The following is a 16,808-nucleotide window of genomic DNA, read 5'->3' on the forward strand; positions in this document are numbered from 1 at the left end:
ACATTGAGTTTGATTCCTATACTTACATCTTTTAGTCTAAAAAAAGGCGTAAAAGTGCCTTTCTTTTCATCGAGTTTTTTCTTGGCTGAATTATTCTTTATGAAATGAAATACCGGTGCCGTCATTTCTTTTAATCTTTTCGTTTTTTTCAAACTAAAGGTTTTAATTTTGGAGCAAAACCTTTTTACATCAAATCGAAGCTTCATAATATAAATCTACCCCTTTTGGCATACAAAAATATACTCAAACGAATCATCGGCAAATTATTCAATAAGTATTACAAGATAAATATTACAAGAAATATTTCAAACTGAATATTTTAAGCCCGAGAAAATTCCAATGGCCTTATGCTTAAATTATGCAAAATAAATATCGACCAAATACAGCTTTACTGACTGTAGAGATGTATATAAAATTTATATTTAAAAGCGGAAAAACCATAGTATTTTTTCAGGTACATATTATGACAGAAAATAAGAGCAAAAAACAGTTTCCATTTATAAGACAAAAATACTTTAGTGTTTTGATTAAAACTAATTTTCCTTCTAATTTAATTATAACACACAAATTTCCCTTTGTTAATAACATTATCATACACTGCATAATTTTATTTTTAAATTCATATGCTTGTATTTTTGTAAAAATTATAGACAAACATAGGCATTACAGTTTTCATCAATGTAGAAAAATCATATTTAAATATGCTCTTTTACGACTGGCACAACTGTTTGACACTTGTTTTTTTTGACTGTATAATTTAACTGGGAATAACAACTTGTTATATTTCGGTTAACAAGATTAACCTGTTAGAAGAATTAATAAAAATGTTCGATAATATAATGTTCGTATCAAAACTACTAAAAAGGAGGATATGTATGACCTCAGTAAAAGAATACAAATGCCCCAGTTGCGGTGCAGGATTGGATTTTGATCCCCCTTCCCAGAAATGGAAATGTCATTACTGTTTTAACGAATACGAAAAAGATCAATTTGATGCCTCCGACAATGAAGAATTTCTTAATGAAGATATGCCCGAATTGGATTCATACATTTGCAACAGCTGCGGAGCCGAATTAATTGCGGACAACACCACTTCTGCCACTTTTTGCGTTTACTGCAAGAGCCCTGCTGTTATAAAATCGAGATTTTCCGGAAAATTCAGGCCTAGAAATGTTATTCCCTTCAGATTGACAAAGGAACAGGCAAAGGAAATATATCAAAAGTGGATAAAAAAACGCCTGTTTGCTCCGAAAGAATTTAAATTAAAAGAGGAAGTTGACAAAATAACCGGAATATATGCTCCATTCTGGCTGTTTGACTGCAAAGCAAACGGATTTATCAGTGGAGAAGCTACAAAAGTCCATTCGTGGAGGCAAGGTGATTACCAATATACCCAAACAAAGTATTACAGTATTGTAAGAAGAGGCCATGCCCGTTATAAAAGAATACCTGTGGATGCATCCAAAAAGATGGACGATAAATATATGCATATGATAGAACCATTTGATTACAGCGATTTAAAAGACTTTTCCATGAAATATATGTCCGGATTTATGGCCGAAAAATATGATGTAGAGTCAAATGAAGCTGTGAATATACTTAAAGACAGGGTAAGAGATTATATTTCAGACAGGCTAAAGGGTACCGTTAACGGTTATTCTTCATGCAGCATAAACAGCAGGAATGTAAACATATCGGAAATCAACCAGTGCTATTCTATGCTGCCGGTTTATCTGTTGGTAAACAAATACAAGGATAAGAGTCATATATTTATGATAAACGGGCAGACAGGCAAGGTTGTCGGAGATACTCCCCTCTGTCTTCCAAAGCAAATACTCTTTGCTGTAGCAGTTTTCTTAGTTGTGTGGATTATAGGTGTGTTTGGGGGTGCCTTATTTGCGTAAAAAGACAAGTATTTTATTATTGGTTTTGTTATTTTCAGTTTTAATTCCATATATTGCGCAAGTCGCAGTTTATGCCGAAAGCTCCGGCAACATTAAAGATTATTTAAACTATCTTACCGATAGCGAAATTGCAAGTCTTCAGGATGACATTGAGAGCATAAAGCAAACCTATAGGCTTGACGTTGTCATTGTTATTACCGATGACACCCAAGGCAAGTCTTCCCAAGCTTTTGCCGATGATTTTTATGATTATAACGGGTATGGAATAGGTAAAAGCAAATCCGGTCTGTTGATGCTCGTTAACATGCAGGATAGAGAAGTCTATATATCCACCAGAGGTAATGCCATTGATATTTTTACTGACGGCAGAATTTCCAGAATGACGGACAACTGTGCAACCTATCTTTCCAATGCCGATTATTATAATGCATGCAGAAAATTTGTACAAGATGTCAAAAGCTACGCCAAGGCCGGCGTTCCATCCGGTCAATACAGAAGTCCGTCCGACATGACATACGGTGACAAGGTAGCCCGCAGGATAAAGTCCGTATCGATATATATAACCGCGCTTGTGATATCTTTAGTGTCTACCTTGCTTTTGTCCCTGTCCAGCAAAGGTAAAGTTACAATAACTTCCAGCACCTATGAAGAAACTGGTTCCTTTGAACTCACTGAAGCAAGAGATGATTTTATAAGACAATCGACAACGCAAACGAAAATTTCTGACAACTCAAGTTCCGGGGGAGGCAATAAAAGCAGCACACATACAGGAAGCAGCGGACACACCCACGGTGGCGGCGGCAGAAAATTCTGACAATCGATATAAAAAGCCCTGGAAATCCTGCGCAATTTATCATACAGCAGGCATTACAGGGCTTTTTTATTATCCCATACTCACAATTACTCAATTACCACCGCAGTACCGCAAGCCGTTACCATAAGCATATTTCCGCCCTGTCCGAGCACTTCATAGTCAATATCCACTCCTATTACTGCATTAGCACCCATCTGGGCTGCTCTATCTTTCATCTCCCGGATTGCTCCCTCTCTAGCCTCAATTAATTCGCCTTCATAAGACTTTGAACGGCCACCAAAAAAATTTGTAAGACCTGCCGCAAAATCTTTGATAAAGTCCACACCGGAGATAACCTCACCACAAACTATTCCCTTGTACTCAACAATTTTTCTGCCTTCAATCCCGTTCGTTGTTGTTGTTATAATCATATTAAATTCCTCCAATCAAGATATTTTCTTATGCCATTAGAATTACATTATATAAACTGACATATAATATATTACGGTTTTCTGCAGCATATTCCTCTTTTTTTCACACTATTTCACAACAAAAGCAACATGGGCTTTATATCATTGAGCAAATTGACTGTTGTATAAATTTGCATAAAAGCCTTTTTGCGAAAGCAGCTCATCATGAGTACCCTGCTCGATAATATCACCGTCTTTCATAACGAGAATAATATCTGCTTCCCGTATTGTGGACAAACGGTGCGCAACAATAAAACTTGTGCGCCCTTGCATAAGTCTTGCAAAAGCCTCCTGAATTTTGACTTCCGTACGGGTGTCAATGGAAGATGTAGCCTCATCCAAAATAAGCATCGGTGGTAAGCAAAGCATAACACGGGCAATGCTGAGCAATTGCTTTTGACCTTGTGAAAGATTTCCACCTTCTTCACTGATAACGGTGTCATAACCGTTTTCCAGCCGCTTGATAAAGCTGTGGGCATGGGCAGCCTTTGCTGCAGCAATGATTTCTTCTTCGGTCGCCTCAGGTTTTCCCATTGTGATATTTTCTCGAATAGTACCGGATTTCAGCCATGTATCCTGCAATACCATGCCATAGTTTTCTCTCAAGCTCTTTCGGGTAATATCCCGAATATCTATATCTTCCACTTTTATGCTTCCGGAATTAACGTCATAAAATCGCATCAAAAGATTAATCACAGTAGTTTTACCGGAACCGGTGGGCCCAACAATTGCGACACGCTGGCCGGGTTTTACTTCAAGGTTTAAATTCCGAATCAACGGACGTTCAGGAACATAGGAAAAAGCCACATTGTCAAAAAGAACATTGCCATGGGCCCTCTCAAGCACGATTGCATCCTTTGCATCCGGAATTTGAGGCTCCTCTTCAATCAACTCAAAAACACGGCTTGCACAGGCTATTGCATTTTGCATTTCGGTTATCACACCGGAAATTTCATTGAAAGGCTTTGTATACTGGTTGGCATAGCTTAAAAATATGGAAAGTCCCCCCACTGTCATTGTACTGCCCACATCACCGCCAATAACCGCTATCGCACCCGCAAGGGCAACCGACGCGTAGACAAGACTGTTGATAAAACGGGTTAAAGGGTTTGTCAAGGATGAAAAGAAAACAGCACGAAGTGAGCATTTTTCAAGCCTTCCATTAATCTCATCAAATTTTTTCAGAGCTTCTTCCTGATAGGAAAATGCCTGAACAATTTTTACATTATCTATCATCTCTTCTATAAGCGCAGTTTGCTCCCCACGGGTTTCGGACTGCAGCTTGAACATGGAATAGGTACGTTTTGCAATAAAATTTGCTACAAAAAGAGAAAGCGGTGTAAGAACAACTACAATAAAAGTAATCTTTACATTAATGGTCAGCATGAAAATTAGTGTGCCGACTATAGTAACTATGCCTGTAAAAAGCTGTGTAAAGCCCAATAAAAGCCCTTCGGCAAACTGGTCGACATCGGCAATTACACGGCTTACAATTTCACCGTGGGAATGAGAATCTATATATGAAAGAGGTAAAATCTCAATCTTTCGAAAAGCTTTTTTTCGAATATCCCTTACAACCTGGTAAGTAATATTGTTGTTTATTGTTTGCATCAACCATTCAAATATGGCAGTAATACCGACGGCAAAAGCAATTTTGGCAAGAATCTTTGCCACCGCTTCAAAATTCACATTGTCCGGTCCTACAATATTATCAATCGCATTACCCACAAGAATAGGTACATAAAGAGTTAATGCCACTGTAGATGCCGCAAGGACAACGGAAATAAACAGAAGAATACGGTATTTTTCAATGTATTTTAGAACCTTTCGGATGGTATCCATTTGAATTCCATTACTTTTCATATCATCTTCCCTCCTTTTTAAATTGGGAGTCATAAATTTCACGATATACCTCACAGGTTTCTAAAAGCTCGTCATGCTTGCCGATACCGGCAATTTCCCCATCATCGAGGACAACAATTTTATCCGCAAATTGAATTGATGATGTACGCTGCGAAACAATGAAAATTGTCGGATTTCCCGGCAAATCACGAAGAGCCTTGCGAAGGGCTGCATCGGTTGCAAAATCAAGAGCCGAAGCGCTATCGTCAAGAATTAAAATCTCAGGTTTCTTAACAAGGGCACGGGCTATGGTAAAGCGTTGACGCTGACCGCCCGAAAGGTTTTTTCCTCCCTGTTCGATAAAAAAATCCAGACCTTCCTTCTTTTGAGCTACAATTTCTCCTGCCTGAGCAATATTAATGGCTTCCATAATCTCTTCATCGGTTGCGTTTTTATTGCCCCAGCGCATGTTTTCCCTGATGCTGCCTTTAAACAGCACAGCCTTTTGGGGAACAATACCGATTTTGTCACGGAGCTCTTTTAAGGAATAATCCTTAACATTAACACCGTCCACAATAACCTCTCCTACAGTAGCATCATAAAATCTCGGAATCAAATTCACCAGTGAGGTTTTACCGGAGCCTGTACCTCCAATGATACCCACCACCTCACCGCGGCGGACAGAAAAGTTGATATTTGTAAGAGCTTCACCGCCTGCATTTTTGTACTTTAATCCTACATGGTTAAATTCAACAGCATATTCGGAGCGGCCGTTTTCATGTATGGATTCTCTTTCCTCAAGGCTTGGTTTTACATCCAGCACCGCGCTGATACGATTTGCACTGGCAACAGCTTTTGTAATGCTGATGATTAGATTTGCAAATTTTATAAGCTCAACAAGAATCTGGGACATATAGTTATAGAGTGCAAGAACAGCCCCTTGCGTAATCAGTCCCCTTGACACCCTTATTGCACCGATATAGATAAGCCAGATAATGGCAAGATTAATAATAACATAAGTCAAAGGATTCATTAGAGCTGAAATCCTGCCTACAAATTTCTGCGTAGAGGTTAATTCCTCATTACGCTTATCAAATTCTGCCATTTCATTTTCTTCAAGACGAAAAGCTCTAATTACCCTTACCCCTGCCAGGTTTTCCCTCGTCGAATTCAACACTCTGTCAAGCCTGTGCTGTACCTTCCTGTAAAGGGGGATGGATAGCAGCATAATGGCAAAAACCACTATAGAAAGTGCCGGAATTGCCACTACAAAAGTAAAGGCTGCCTCAGCATCCACAGTAAACGCCATAATCATTGCACCAAACACAATGAAGGGCGAACGAAGCAGCAGGCGCAAAGTCAGGTTCAATCCTGTCTGCACCTGGTTCATGTCGCTGGTCATACGGGTAATCATACTGGATGTACCAAGGGTGTCAATCTCCGTATAAGACAACTTGCCGATATGTTCGAATAATGCACGGCGAAGCTTTGTCACAAATCCCACCGATGCTTTGGCGGCAAAGTACTGGGCCGTTACCGAACATACCATTCCGACAACACCTAAAAGTATCAGCAGCAAGCACATTTTTATAATATATACTTTGTCAGCCTGCCCAATACCAACATCAACAATAGATTTGATGACAATGGGCACAAAAAGTTCAAATGATGCTTCCAAAAGTTTAAATAGCGGTCCTAAAATGCTTTCTTTTATATATCCCTTTAAATATACCGACAACTTTTTCATGAATGCCCTCCAGGATGTTATTTTTTAATTTATATATCTTACCATGAATTATAGTTTACTGCACGTATAAAAAAATAATTCAACTGATTTTTTCTTTGCTTATTAATTATCATAAAGCAAAAACACTTTTACTTAAATACTTTAAATCAATTAACAGTCAATCGAGTTGGATGTTATTTTAGCATATTTAGCCGCAGCCAACAACAATACTGTCTAGAAATTTATGAGATTCAATTAACCCTTATAAGGCAAAAAGCACCTGGAATATCTCCAAGTGCTTTTACCAATAAAACAGTATTTATGAAACCAAATGCTTATTTTCAGCAAAAAGCTCATTCTAAATTTTCACAGTACCAACGAGGGCCTCCGGCACTTACAAGAATTATATTCGAATTTGCCGTAAAATCACCCGTTCGAATTGCGAATTTAACTTCTTTTGTAAGTGTATCGCGCAAAATAGCATGTTCTACGATTTCGCAAGGCATGTTATCATCAAACATTCTCAAATACTCTTTATACCTTGACGGACTTACATCAACCGTTGCTTGACTTAAAATGAGCTTTTCAACACTAAAATGTTTTAGTAGTGTTTTTAATACATCGATAGTTGTGGGAAAGTTTACATCAAGTGAAACGTCAATAACTTTTGTGGTGTTGGGTATCGCCAGCCCTGCATCTGCAATAAGAACACGGTCTGTATGCCCCAATTTGGCAAGCTCTGCAGCAATGTCCCTATTTAAAATCCCTGTTTCAACCATATTTTCGCCCACCTCATTCTTTGCGCTCATAGCAATTCATCAAAATTTCATACATTTCATCAATTGTGGCCACACGAGGATTGTTAAGGTAATCGCCCAAAACCTGTCCATCATCGGCTATTTGACGAATTTGCTCTTTTGAAACATTTACATCTTTAAAACCAATCCACAAACCTATCTTTTTCAGAAAATCATCAATTGCCCCACATGCTTCTTTTGCCGCTTCTTCATCGGATAGTTCATTTAATGCAGGATTGAATATTCTTCCGACTTTGGCAAACTTCTGAACGGCCCAAGCATATGTATACCTTGTAAATTGAGGATATATTACCGCCAAAGCCTGGCCGTGGGTTACATGGGGAGCATGTCCGCCGACTTGCATTCCCAATCCATGGGGCAATGTTACTCCTGCGTTGGAATTGGTAAGACCACCCAATGTGTCAGCCAACGCCATTTTTGAACGTGCTTCTATGTCATTTGGATCTTCCAACGCTTTCGGCAGGTATTCCCGAATTATCTTTATTGCTTCTATTGCCATCATCTCAACTAACGGACTGGTTTTGACCGAAAGGTACGCTTCAAAATTGTGGGCAAATGCATCAAAACCGGTTTGTGCAGTTACACTTTTGGGCATTGTGGCTGTTACTTCCGGGTCAACTATCGCAACTTTGGGAAAAATGTTTCTGTGCCAAATTGCCGATTTATCCTGTTCACTTGTTTTTGTGATAACTGCACATTGTGTACATTGGCTGCCGGTTCCTGCTGTTGTACCTATTGCTATAATGGGCAGTGTTGCAGATGTGGGCCCCGGAGTATGGCAGTTATAATCCCAAGCAGTTCCCGGGTGGGTTGCTTCAACTGCAATAGCTTTTGCAGTATCTATTGAAGAACCTCCTCCCAAACCGATAACCACATCAACCCCGAAAGTCTTTGCAATATTTGCTCCTTCAGTTACAACATCCGTAGTGGGATTTGGGATAACACCATCAAAATGTACCACCTTCAAACCGTTTTCTTCTAGAGAATTCTTTACTTTTTCATAAAGCTCTTTAACTTCCGGAAATTCCGGTACGGTTACCAGCAAAGCTTTTTTTCCATATCGTGCAGCTATTGAGCCAATTTCTTGAACTTTACCGCATCCAAAGATTATTTCGGTAGGTGCATAATAGTTAAATTCTTTCATAATTTACTTTCCTTTCGTGTTGGTTTTGCTTTACTTCTACTTCTTTGGATAGTATTCATCAACGTTTTCCTTTGTTACTATTACAACACCTGTGTCGAGATTACCCGGAAGAGCTTTGTCCGAAAGACCATTTGCTTCAGTATAGAGCATCATCAAACTCCAATAACCCATATTATACATTCCTTGAGCAACTGTTCCATCGATTTCACCGCTCTTAACTTTATCAAGAACTGTTACATCAACGTCGAATGCAAGAACTCTCAAATCTTTTTTGGATTCTGCAACTGCTGTGGGGCCTGCAGTACCTGCAACACCGTCTACACAGAATACACCAACAATATCATCATTTGCCTGCAATGCAGCTGCCAGGTTGTCTGTAGCAACAGTTGTATCACCCGCATCATTAACTTTAACCAGAGAAACTCCAGGTGCATTTTGCTTACACCAGTCTTCAAAGCCCTGAACACGGGATTCACTGTTCTCCGCACCGACTGTATACAATACAGCAATTTTACCTTTATTGTTTACCAGAGGTACCAAAAACTCAGCAGCCTTTTGACCTGCTGCATAGTTTCCAGTTCCAAGATATGCAGAACGATTTGAAGTAGGTGAGTCAGAGTCAAAGCATACAACTGAAATACCTTGCTTAATAGCCGAATCGATTGTATCTGCCAATGCAGTTGAGTTAACTGCGGTTACTGCTATACCCTTTGGTTTTTGAGCAATAACCTGTTCAAGTACTGCAACTTGGCCCGAAACATCAGTATCTGTCTGACCGGTATATTTTGCGGTTACGCCAATTGCATTAGCTGCATCTTCAAAGCCTTCAAAGCAGTACTTCCAGTAATCAATACCCGAAAGGAATGTAACCATGAAGTATTCATCAGAAGAATCGCCTACATAACCGTTTGTCTGTCCACTACCTGCACCGGAGCCGGAATTACATGCTGTAAATGAAAATACTAAGGTGATTGCAAGAATTAATACTAAAAGTCTTTTCATGAAGAATTACCTCCTTCTTTTTTAATGCAATATGCATTATATCTTTTAGTGCTTAAAGCACCAAAATGCTTATGAATTAAATTTACTTAGAAATTTACTTGGAAGACTTTGTGTCCAATTTTGAAGCCAATTTGTCCAATCCAAAAAATTTCATTATAAAGCTTGAGCCGCCGTTCTTACGATGACTTAGATAGTCAATGGTAACAGCCAATACAAGTATTGCGCCTTGGACAAACTCCTGCCAATAAACTGAGACATCCATCATGACAAGCGCTGAATTAACAATCTTTAGTAAGAAAATACCCAAAACAGTTCCTAATACTCCTCCAGAACCACCCGTCATCGATGTTCCGCCGATAACCGCTGCAGAGATTGCCGTTGTTTCAGCACCTTTGCTAAGCTCAGGAGTTGCAACATTAAAGCGTGCCAATGACAATATGCCTGCCAATGTAGAGATTAATGCTATTGTTACATACACACCGATTTTTACCCTGTCTACATTAATACCGGAGAGTCTTGCGGCATTTTCATTGCTGCCGACATAGTATATATTTCTGCATATCTTGGAATATTTCATAAAGATGAATGCAATTGCAGAAATAATTATAAATATGATGAAGAGAACTGGTATTCCAAGAATCGATCCTGTCGCAAAGAAGCGGAACGATTGAGGCAAATAACCCGAAACAGAAAGCGGTGAACCTGTAGTTATAATATAAGCCATACCTCGTGCAAGATTTTCCATACCCAATGTAACAATGAACGGCGGCAAACCTATTTTGGAAATCATAAAACCATTGAAAAGACCTACAACTAAACCACTTGCAATACTAGCAGCGCACGCAACCCAAATATTAACACCATGCAATGCCAAGTAACCGGTTATGACACATGTCATAGCAGCAACACTGCCGACGCTTAGCTCTATTCCACCTAAAATCAATGCCAGCGTAAGACCAATCGCAAACAAACCGTCAACCGAAACACTTAATGCTATTGATCTCATGTTGTTCGAGTTGAGGAATTTAGGTTGAATAATCGAAGTAATCACCACAACCAAAAGAATTATTAAAAATACAGTAACTTCACGTTGAGAAAATAACTTTTTTAATATTCCTGTCGCTTTGTTCTTCATTGCATTTCCTCCTATGATAAATTTGCTCCGGAAGCCAACTTCATTATGTTTTCCTCTGAAACCTGCTCTCCCTGTAAAAATCCTGCCAACTTCCCTTCATGCATAACTGCAACTCTGTCAGCCACACCAATGATTTCAGGCAGTTCACTGGAGACGATTATCACACCAACGCCTTGTTCACTCAATGAGCGCAACAGATTATGGATTTCACGTTTTGCACCTACGTCAATACCTCGTGTAGGCTCATCCATAATTATGACTTTGGGACTTGTTGAAAGCCATTTTCCAATCAGACATTTTTGTTGGTTGCCGCCGGACAAATTACTGATAGGATATGACAAGCCCGGAATCTTTATTGACAATGCCTTTACATACTTCTCAGACAAGCTGTACTCTCGTTTTTTTATGATCCACCCGCGTTTTGAAACAGCTTCAAGATTTGCACTGCTGATATTTTTTGCTATACTCATGTGCAAAAACAAACCCGAATTCTTTCTGTCCTCGGTAAGATAGCAAATTCCCCTTTTTACTGCATCCCTATACCGTTTGAACCTTTGCTTTTGACCGTTTAGATAAACCTCTCCATGCTTTATAGGATCTATTGCACATAGTCCCCTCATCAGCTCACTGCGCCCTGCACCTACCAAGCCTGCAAAACCGAGAATTTCTCCTTTCCTCAATGTAAAGCTTACGTTATCAAATCCGTTCCCGCTTAAATTTTCAACCTTCAGAATATAGTCATCTTCCTCAATCTTTGAAGATTTGTCCGGATAAAGCTCACCAAGGTCACGCCCTACCATGGCTCGTATTACATCTTCATGTGTAATTTCGGAAATATTCATGCAGCAAACATATGCGCCATCCTTTAAAACTGTAACGCGGTCACATATTTCGAACACTTCTTTCATGCGGTGAGAAATAAACAGTATGGATATACCTTTTTTCTTAAGGTCTCTGACCACTTGGAACAGTTTCGCTGTCTCCTTGTCAGTCAAGGAACTGGTAGGTTCATCCAAAATAAGGAGCTTACAATTAAGAGAAATAGATTTTGCTATTTCAACAAGCTGTTGCTCACTGACAGTTAAATCACTAACAAGAGTTTTGCTGCTGAAATTAGCATCTAAAGTTTTTAGTATGGCATCGGCATCTTCATAAAGTCTCTTAAAATCAATTTTGTCGCCTTTGCTTGGCAATCTTCCAATAAAGATGTTTTCAGCTGCCGAAAGATGGGGACACAAGCAAAGCTCCTGATGAACAAAGCCTATTCCTGCATCTTGGGAGTCCTTTGGCTTTTTGGGATTAAAGACTTTACCGTCAAATTTTATAACTCCTTCAGTTGCAGGAAAAACTCCACCTACAATGTTCATTAAAGTGCTTTTCCCAGCGCCGTTTTCTCCGCACAAACCATGTACTTCACCCTTTCCTACTTCAAGGCTGACACGATTTAGTGCCCGGGTTCCCGGGAATACTTTTGAAAGCCCTTTAACTTCTAGAAGTAAAGTATTATCCATGTACGCTCCTCCTTGGTTTACCAACTTTACCTTGATTGCTATATGTCAATCAGTGAGCTATATTAAGTATTTTCCGTTAGATTGCAACTTTTGAATTGATACCTGACTTTTCATATTAAGGGTAATAATTATGATTATTTGTTGATAAGACAATTACTTAGTTAACTTAACTAACTACAATTTTATTATATCTCGTTTTTATATACAAAGTCAATGTCTATTTTTAAATTTAGATATTTATCAGCAAAAAACCGAACTGGATATTACGAGAATTAAAAATCAAATTGATTACAATATATTTAATTATTCGACAAAAAATCAATATTATTTACAACAATCCATGCACCACCTATGGCAGTAGCATAGTGCCCACTCTTACCCACAACAATTTTGACATTTCCTCCGGCATAACGCATCTGATACTTAGATACTGCCTTTTTGATCATGTCAATAAAAAAGTCACCATTTAGCGTCAAACCGCCACAAAGAATTATTTGCTCGGGATCAAGCATGTTTATGGCAACTGCCAAGCCCTTGCCTATATAATCAGCTGACTTTTTTACTATAGATTCGGCAAGATGATCCCCTTCTTTTGCAGCATCAAAAACCATTTTAGCATCGATCTTCTTTAAATCGCCTTCACATTTTTCAGCAATACTGGTTTGAATTTTATTTGCTATTGCAATACGGGCCTGGCGCGCTATCGCTTCCCCACTTGCAATGGATTCAATACATCCATAATTACCGCATGAGCAATATGAACCATGGTTTTCAACAATAATATGTCCAATTTCGCCACTCGTCCCACTAACTCCATAATACAGCCCATTTGGTAAAACTATTGCCGAACCGATGCCGTATGCAAGGTTAACCCCAATAATACAGGAAGTAGGATTTGGCTGCATATTCTTTATCTCCCCAATAACCAGGGCACGGTTTGCATTTTCTACCAATACATTGAAAGGAAGGCGCTTTTTGAGTTCATCCTGCAAAGGGATATCATTCCAACCGAAGTTCGGGCTAAACAGCACTCTGCCGGTATCCCTCTCAATTAATCCCGGCATTGCAATACCTATACCGACAACTCTGTCAAGGGGTAATTTGGATTCCTTTATACTGTCCATCGTCATCTCGGTTATCTGGCCTATTAATTCATACGGTTCAACAGATTCTGTTGGTTTACTCATTTTGTAAATGATATCCCTGCAGTTGTTCATCACAACTACTCTGACAGACGTTCTTCCTATATCCACTCCAATAAAGAAAAACCTGTCCGGCACTACGGCAAGCAATTCAGGACGTTTCCCTCCGCTGGATTCACCCTTACCGACAGCATAGATGATACCTCTTTGAATCAACTCATCGGTAATGGACATGACCGCCGGAATGCTCAAACCTACTTTTTTTGCAATAACAGCCCTGTTTATTTTCTTTGCCTCAAGAATGCAATTAAATACATTCATCCTGTTGTTGTTTGTTATACTGTTTAAATCAAGCTTTGTAAACTTGCTCATTTGGCGCCCCCCCTCCTATTATTGTATCCCTTGACGAGTCATATTCTTTACTTTTTACCTCTCATCAAACGATTGTCTTACAAGAGCATTTATCGCATCCAAATCAGGCATTGCAGGAATTGCGCCCTTCTTAGTAGTTACAATAGAACCTGCCGCATTTGAAAATGCCAAAAGTTCTTCCCATTTTTCTGCACATATTTGAAATATCTCTTCCAAAGACATATCCCTAAGCTGCCACAGCATGGCTCCAACAAAAGCATCCCCTGCCCCTGTAGTATCAACCACTTTTACGTTGTACCCGCCATGGTGTGCATAACAGCTTTTGGTAAAAGCATAAGAACCTTTTTCACCACAAGTAACAAAGATGGCCTTAGGACCCATGGCAAGCAGTTTGTCTGCCCCCAGGGAAAAATCCCCGCTTTTAGTCAAAAGCAAAAGCTCTTCTTCACTGACTTTCACCAAATCAGCATATTCCATTGCTTTTAACATGTATTTGCACGCTTCCCGTTCATCATCCCATAACGCAGGACGGTAATTCGGGTCATATGAAATTATCGCCCCTGCCTCTTTTGCGATTCTTGCCGCTTCCAAAGTCGCAGTACGGCTCGGCTCATCAGTCAAAGAGACAGCTCCAAAGTGTAAAAAACGGCACGTTCTCAATAAATCTTTATTAAGCTCACCGGCATCCAAACTGACATCTGCACAATGCTTTCGATAGAAACTAAAAGATCTGTCACCTTTCTCATCCAGATGAACAAATGCCAAAGTCGTCATCTCGCTTGAGCTCATTAACAGGTTGGATGTATCAATTCCAGCATTATCAAGGGTTGCTTTTAAAAACTGTCCAAAACCGTCTTTTCCCACTTTGCCAACAAAAGCAGTTTTCGCTCCCAGTTTCGCAAGCATTGCAAGAACGTTGGCGGGAGCACCGCCAGGGTTTGATGAAAAAAGAGCCAATCCATCTTCATTCATGCCTGCGGGCAAAAAATCAATTAGCAATTCACCAACCGCAACTACATCAAACATAAATTCTCACCTAAATTAATTTATCAAATTTAATTAATCATCATCGTTATTAACATCAATCAGAACCTTCATAGTGATTTCACGATTGTTGTCAATATACTCATAAGCCTTTTCCCAATCCTCGAAAGCAAAATGTTTGCTCATCAAAGGAGTTAAGCTTACTTTACCCGCTTTAACAAGCTCAATTGCTTCTACATAGTCTTCATGACGATACATCATTGTTGTATTCAAATCCAGCTCTTTATCATTAAGGGTTGCAAGGTCAACTGTTGCCATATCCTCAAATACTGCAACCAATACAATTATGCTCCCTTTACGCGAATGGCGTATGGCTTGACCCATTGTTATATTGCTACCGGCACAATCATATATAACATCTGCTTTATCAGGTCCAAAACTTGAAAGCATTGCTTCTCCAAAATCCTCATTTTTAGTATTGACTGCAATATCAGCACCGCATTTTAGTGCCAGCTCCAGACGATAATCACTTATATCTGTGACCATTACCTTGCGTGCACCTTTGGCTTTCAGGGTCTGTACCAGTAAGATCCCTATAGGTCCTGCACCTATTACCACAATATCTTTATCCTTCACATCACCGACTCTGTTTGCCGCATGAACGGTAACGGCCAAAGGCTCAATCATTGCAGCTTCATCATAAGTAAGATGGTCAGGGACAGGTGTAACATTCTTGGCATCAACAGCAAAATATTCACTCCCTGCTCCAACGGTCTGGAATCCCATAACTTTTAGTTCTTCACAAAGGTTATACTTTCCTGTGCGGCATGGATGGCATTTACCGCATACAACTTGCGGCTCTATAGTCACTTTCTGGCCAACTTTCAGATGCTCCACATCTTTTGCAACTTCGACGATTTTTCCACTTACTTCATGCCCTTGAGTTACCGGATACTTTGTGAAAGGATGTTTTCCATGATTTACATGGATATCCGAGCCACAGATGCCAATTCTCATAATCTTAACAAGCACTTGGCCCGGCTTTAATTCCGGCTTTTCCACTTCTCGGAACTCAATTTTCCCTGGAGATACCATCACCGATTGCAGCATAAACATGCCCCCTAACTTACTTAATTTACTTACTTAACTAACTTAAGTATAACTCTTTTTACCTCCTCTTGTCAATATGTTTGATTTTTAAGGCAACTATGTAGATACATGATCTTACAAATACAAAAATCCACTCCCGCAAAAATAGCAGATGTGGATTTTAGTCTTGCATTTTAAGACTTGATTAATTTTATAATTTAACAAAATTCAAAAGGCAACCTTGTCTTTGAGTCGTTACATCGCTTGCTCCAAAATAGCCTTAACGGTATCGGGAGAAATTTTAAATTCTTTGCTCATATTAGTATTTTCCTCCATTTTGCCCTTTGAATTCTTCTGCATATATTTCATTTCAAGATAACCGTTATCACAGCCTTCACACCAGTGAACAACTACTTCGTAATGATCATTTCTTCCAACTTTCGTAGTCAAAAACAATCCTTTTATTTGGTCGGGACTTAATCTTTCAATATCCTGAAATTTAATTGTTCTATCAATATCTGTCGACAAAAACTTTAATATTGACTTTTCCTTCATATATCGTTTGCAATCATCGCAGTATTTTTTGCTGCCAATAACAAACCCCATTGCAAAAATACTCCCAAGGGCAGAGCCAAGACCGTCTATAACAAAGAATATCCAATTTAATACAACATTTCCTTCCACTTCACCAACGGCACGTTTGCGAATGAAGAAATTAATAGTTCTTCTATTAACCATTTCCTTTGTAAAGGAAATAAAATTAAGCGGTTCATCCGAGTCACCGATTGCATAATTGCTGACATGCTCTCCCACCATTTTATAATTCAGATTCATATTTTCATCCAAATACGCAGTAGCATAAAAACCGTATTGGAC

General features: G+C 39.2%; 15 protein-coding genes. 2 read left to right on the forward strand and 13 right to left on the reverse strand.

Features of this window, described 5'->3' with window-relative positions; translation table 11 throughout:
• A partial coding sequence (locus PLH43_RS04285) for a hypothetical protein (protein WP_324360443.1) occupies positions 1 to 206 on the reverse strand: 206 nt, incomplete at its 3' end.
• Between the two features lie 669 nt (positions 207 to 875).
• Here PLH43_RS04285 and PLH43_RS04290 point away from each other — a divergent pair.
• Positions 876 to 1,904 carry a DNA helicase PriA gene (locus PLH43_RS04290; RefSeq protein ID WP_324360445.1) on the forward strand — a complete coding sequence of 343 codons (1,029 nt, stop codon included), beginning with the start codon at positions 876 to 878 and terminating at the stop codon, positions 1,902 to 1,904.
• Positions 1,888 to 2,718: a TPM domain-containing protein gene (locus tag PLH43_RS04295; RefSeq protein WP_324360447.1), complete on the forward strand. Its 831-nt coding sequence runs from the start codon at positions 1,888 to 1,890 to the stop codon at positions 2,716 to 2,718. Before PLH43_RS04290 ends, PLH43_RS04295 begins: the two co-directional genes overlap by 17 nt.
• 86 nt (positions 2,719 to 2,804) lie before the next feature.
• Here PLH43_RS04295 and PLH43_RS04300 read toward each other — a convergent pair whose 3' ends face one another.
• The 12 genes from PLH43_RS04300 to PLH43_RS04355 form a co-directional block, all read right to left on the reverse strand.
• Positions 2,805 to 3,125 carry a putative heavy metal-binding protein gene (locus PLH43_RS04300; RefSeq protein ID WP_324360499.1) on the reverse strand — a complete coding sequence of 107 codons (321 nt, stop codon included), beginning with the start codon at positions 3,123 to 3,125 and terminating at the stop codon, positions 2,805 to 2,807.
• Between the two features lie 144 nt (positions 3,126 to 3,269).
• Positions 3,270 to 5,030, reverse strand: coding sequence for an ABC transporter ATP-binding protein (locus tag PLH43_RS04305; protein ID WP_324360449.1), 1,761 nt, complete (start codon positions 5,028 to 5,030; stop codon positions 3,270 to 3,272).
• Between the two features lies 1 nt (position 5,031).
• Entirely contained in the window at positions 5,032 to 6,756 is a 1,725-nt protein-coding gene (locus tag PLH43_RS04310; protein WP_324360451.1) for an ABC transporter ATP-binding protein, read from the reverse strand.
• Positions 6,757 to 7,088: 332 nt separating this feature from the next.
• On the reverse strand, positions 7,089 to 7,544 hold the full coding sequence (gene rbsD / locus PLH43_RS04315) for a D-ribose pyranase (RefSeq protein WP_349255141.1): 456 nt from the start codon (positions 7,542 to 7,544) through the stop codon (positions 7,089 to 7,091).
• Positions 7,528 to 8,697, reverse strand: coding sequence for an iron-containing alcohol dehydrogenase (locus PLH43_RS04320; protein ID WP_324360453.1), 1,170 nt, complete (start codon positions 8,695 to 8,697; stop codon positions 7,528 to 7,530). The genes rbsD and PLH43_RS04320 overlap by 17 nt, the downstream gene beginning before the upstream one ends.
• A gap of 36 nt (positions 8,698 to 8,733) precedes the next feature.
• The gene (locus PLH43_RS04325) at positions 8,734 to 9,699 is read right to left on the reverse strand and encodes a substrate-binding domain-containing protein (protein ID WP_324360455.1); all 966 of its coding nucleotides are present in this window, start codon (positions 9,697 to 9,699) and stop codon (positions 8,734 to 8,736) included.
• Between the two features lie 94 nt (positions 9,700 to 9,793).
• Entirely contained in the window at positions 9,794 to 10,834 is a 1,041-nt protein-coding gene (locus PLH43_RS04330; RefSeq protein ID WP_324360457.1) for an ABC transporter permease, read from the reverse strand.
• Between the two features lie 11 nt (positions 10,835 to 10,845).
• Positions 10,846 to 12,345 carry a sugar ABC transporter ATP-binding protein gene (locus PLH43_RS04335; protein WP_324360459.1) on the reverse strand — a complete coding sequence of 500 codons (1,500 nt, stop codon included), beginning with the start codon at positions 12,343 to 12,345 and terminating at the stop codon, positions 10,846 to 10,848.
• Positions 12,346 to 12,644: 299 nt separating this feature from the next.
• A complete protein-coding gene (locus tag PLH43_RS04340; protein WP_324360461.1) occupies positions 12,645 to 13,859 on the reverse strand; it encodes an ROK family transcriptional regulator in 1,215 nt (404 codons plus the stop codon).
• 54 nt (positions 13,860 to 13,913) lie between these two features.
• Positions 13,914 to 14,885 (reverse strand): carbohydrate kinase, encoded by a 972-nt coding sequence (locus tag PLH43_RS04345; RefSeq protein WP_324360463.1) that lies wholly within the window; start codon positions 14,883 to 14,885, stop codon positions 13,914 to 13,916.
• A gap of 33 nt (positions 14,886 to 14,918) precedes the next feature.
• On the reverse strand, positions 14,919 to 15,953 hold the full coding sequence (locus PLH43_RS04350; protein ID WP_324360465.1) for an alcohol dehydrogenase catalytic domain-containing protein: 1,035 nt from the start codon (positions 15,951 to 15,953) through the stop codon (positions 14,919 to 14,921).
• A 234-nt stretch (positions 15,954 to 16,187) separates the two neighbouring features.
• Positions 16,188 to 16,766, reverse strand: coding sequence for a hypothetical protein (locus PLH43_RS04355; RefSeq protein ID WP_324360467.1), 579 nt, complete (start codon positions 16,764 to 16,766; stop codon positions 16,188 to 16,190).
• Positions 16,767 to 16,808: the final 42 nt, after the last annotated feature.

This window comes from Acetivibrio sp. (assembly GCF_035371925.1).
GTDB lineage: Bacteria > Bacillota > Clostridia > Acetivibrionales > Acetivibrionaceae > Hungateiclostridium.

Excerpts from the sequence above, each read along its gene's own strand:
- PLH43_RS04290 (WP_324360445.1), top strand. The coding sequence starts at position 876 with ATGACCTCAGTAAAAGAATACAAATGCCCCAGTTGCGGTGCAGGATTG.
- PLH43_RS04305 (WP_324360449.1), bottom strand. The coding sequence starts at position 5,030 with ATGAAAAGTAATGGAATTCAAATGGATACCATCCGAAAGGTTCTAAAA.
- PLH43_RS04310 (WP_324360451.1), bottom strand. The coding sequence starts at position 6,756 with ATGAAAAAGTTGTCGGTATATTTAAAGGGATATATAAAAGAAAGCATT.
- rbsD (WP_349255141.1), bottom strand. The coding sequence starts at position 7,544 with ATGAGCGCAAAGAATGAGGTGGGCGAAAATATGGTTGAAACAGGGATT.
- PLH43_RS04320 (WP_324360453.1), bottom strand. The coding sequence starts at position 8,697 with ATGAAAGAATTTAACTATTATGCACCTACCGAAATAATCTTTGGATGC.
- PLH43_RS04325 (WP_324360455.1), bottom strand. The coding sequence starts at position 9,699 with ATGAAAAGACTTTTAGTATTAATTCTTGCAATCACCTTAGTATTTTCA.
- PLH43_RS04330 (WP_324360457.1), bottom strand. The coding sequence starts at position 10,834 with ATGAAGAACAAAGCGACAGGAATATTAAAAAAGTTATTTTCTCAACGT.
- PLH43_RS04335 (WP_324360459.1), bottom strand. The coding sequence starts at position 12,345 with ATGGATAATACTTTACTTCTAGAAGTTAAAGGGCTTTCAAAAGTATTC.
- PLH43_RS04340 (WP_324360461.1), bottom strand. The coding sequence starts at position 13,859 with ATGAGCAAGTTTACAAAGCTTGATTTAAACAGTATAACAAACAACAAC.
- PLH43_RS04345 (WP_324360463.1), bottom strand. The coding sequence starts at position 14,885 with ATGTTTGATGTAGTTGCGGTTGGTGAATTGCTAATTGATTTTTTGCCC.
- PLH43_RS04350 (WP_324360465.1), bottom strand. The coding sequence starts at position 15,953 with ATGCTGCAATCGGTGATGGTATCTCCAGGGAAAATTGAGTTCCGAGAA.
- PLH43_RS04355 (WP_324360467.1), bottom strand. The coding sequence starts at position 16,766 with ATGAATCTGAATTATAAAATGGTGGGAGAGCATGTCAGCAATTATGCA.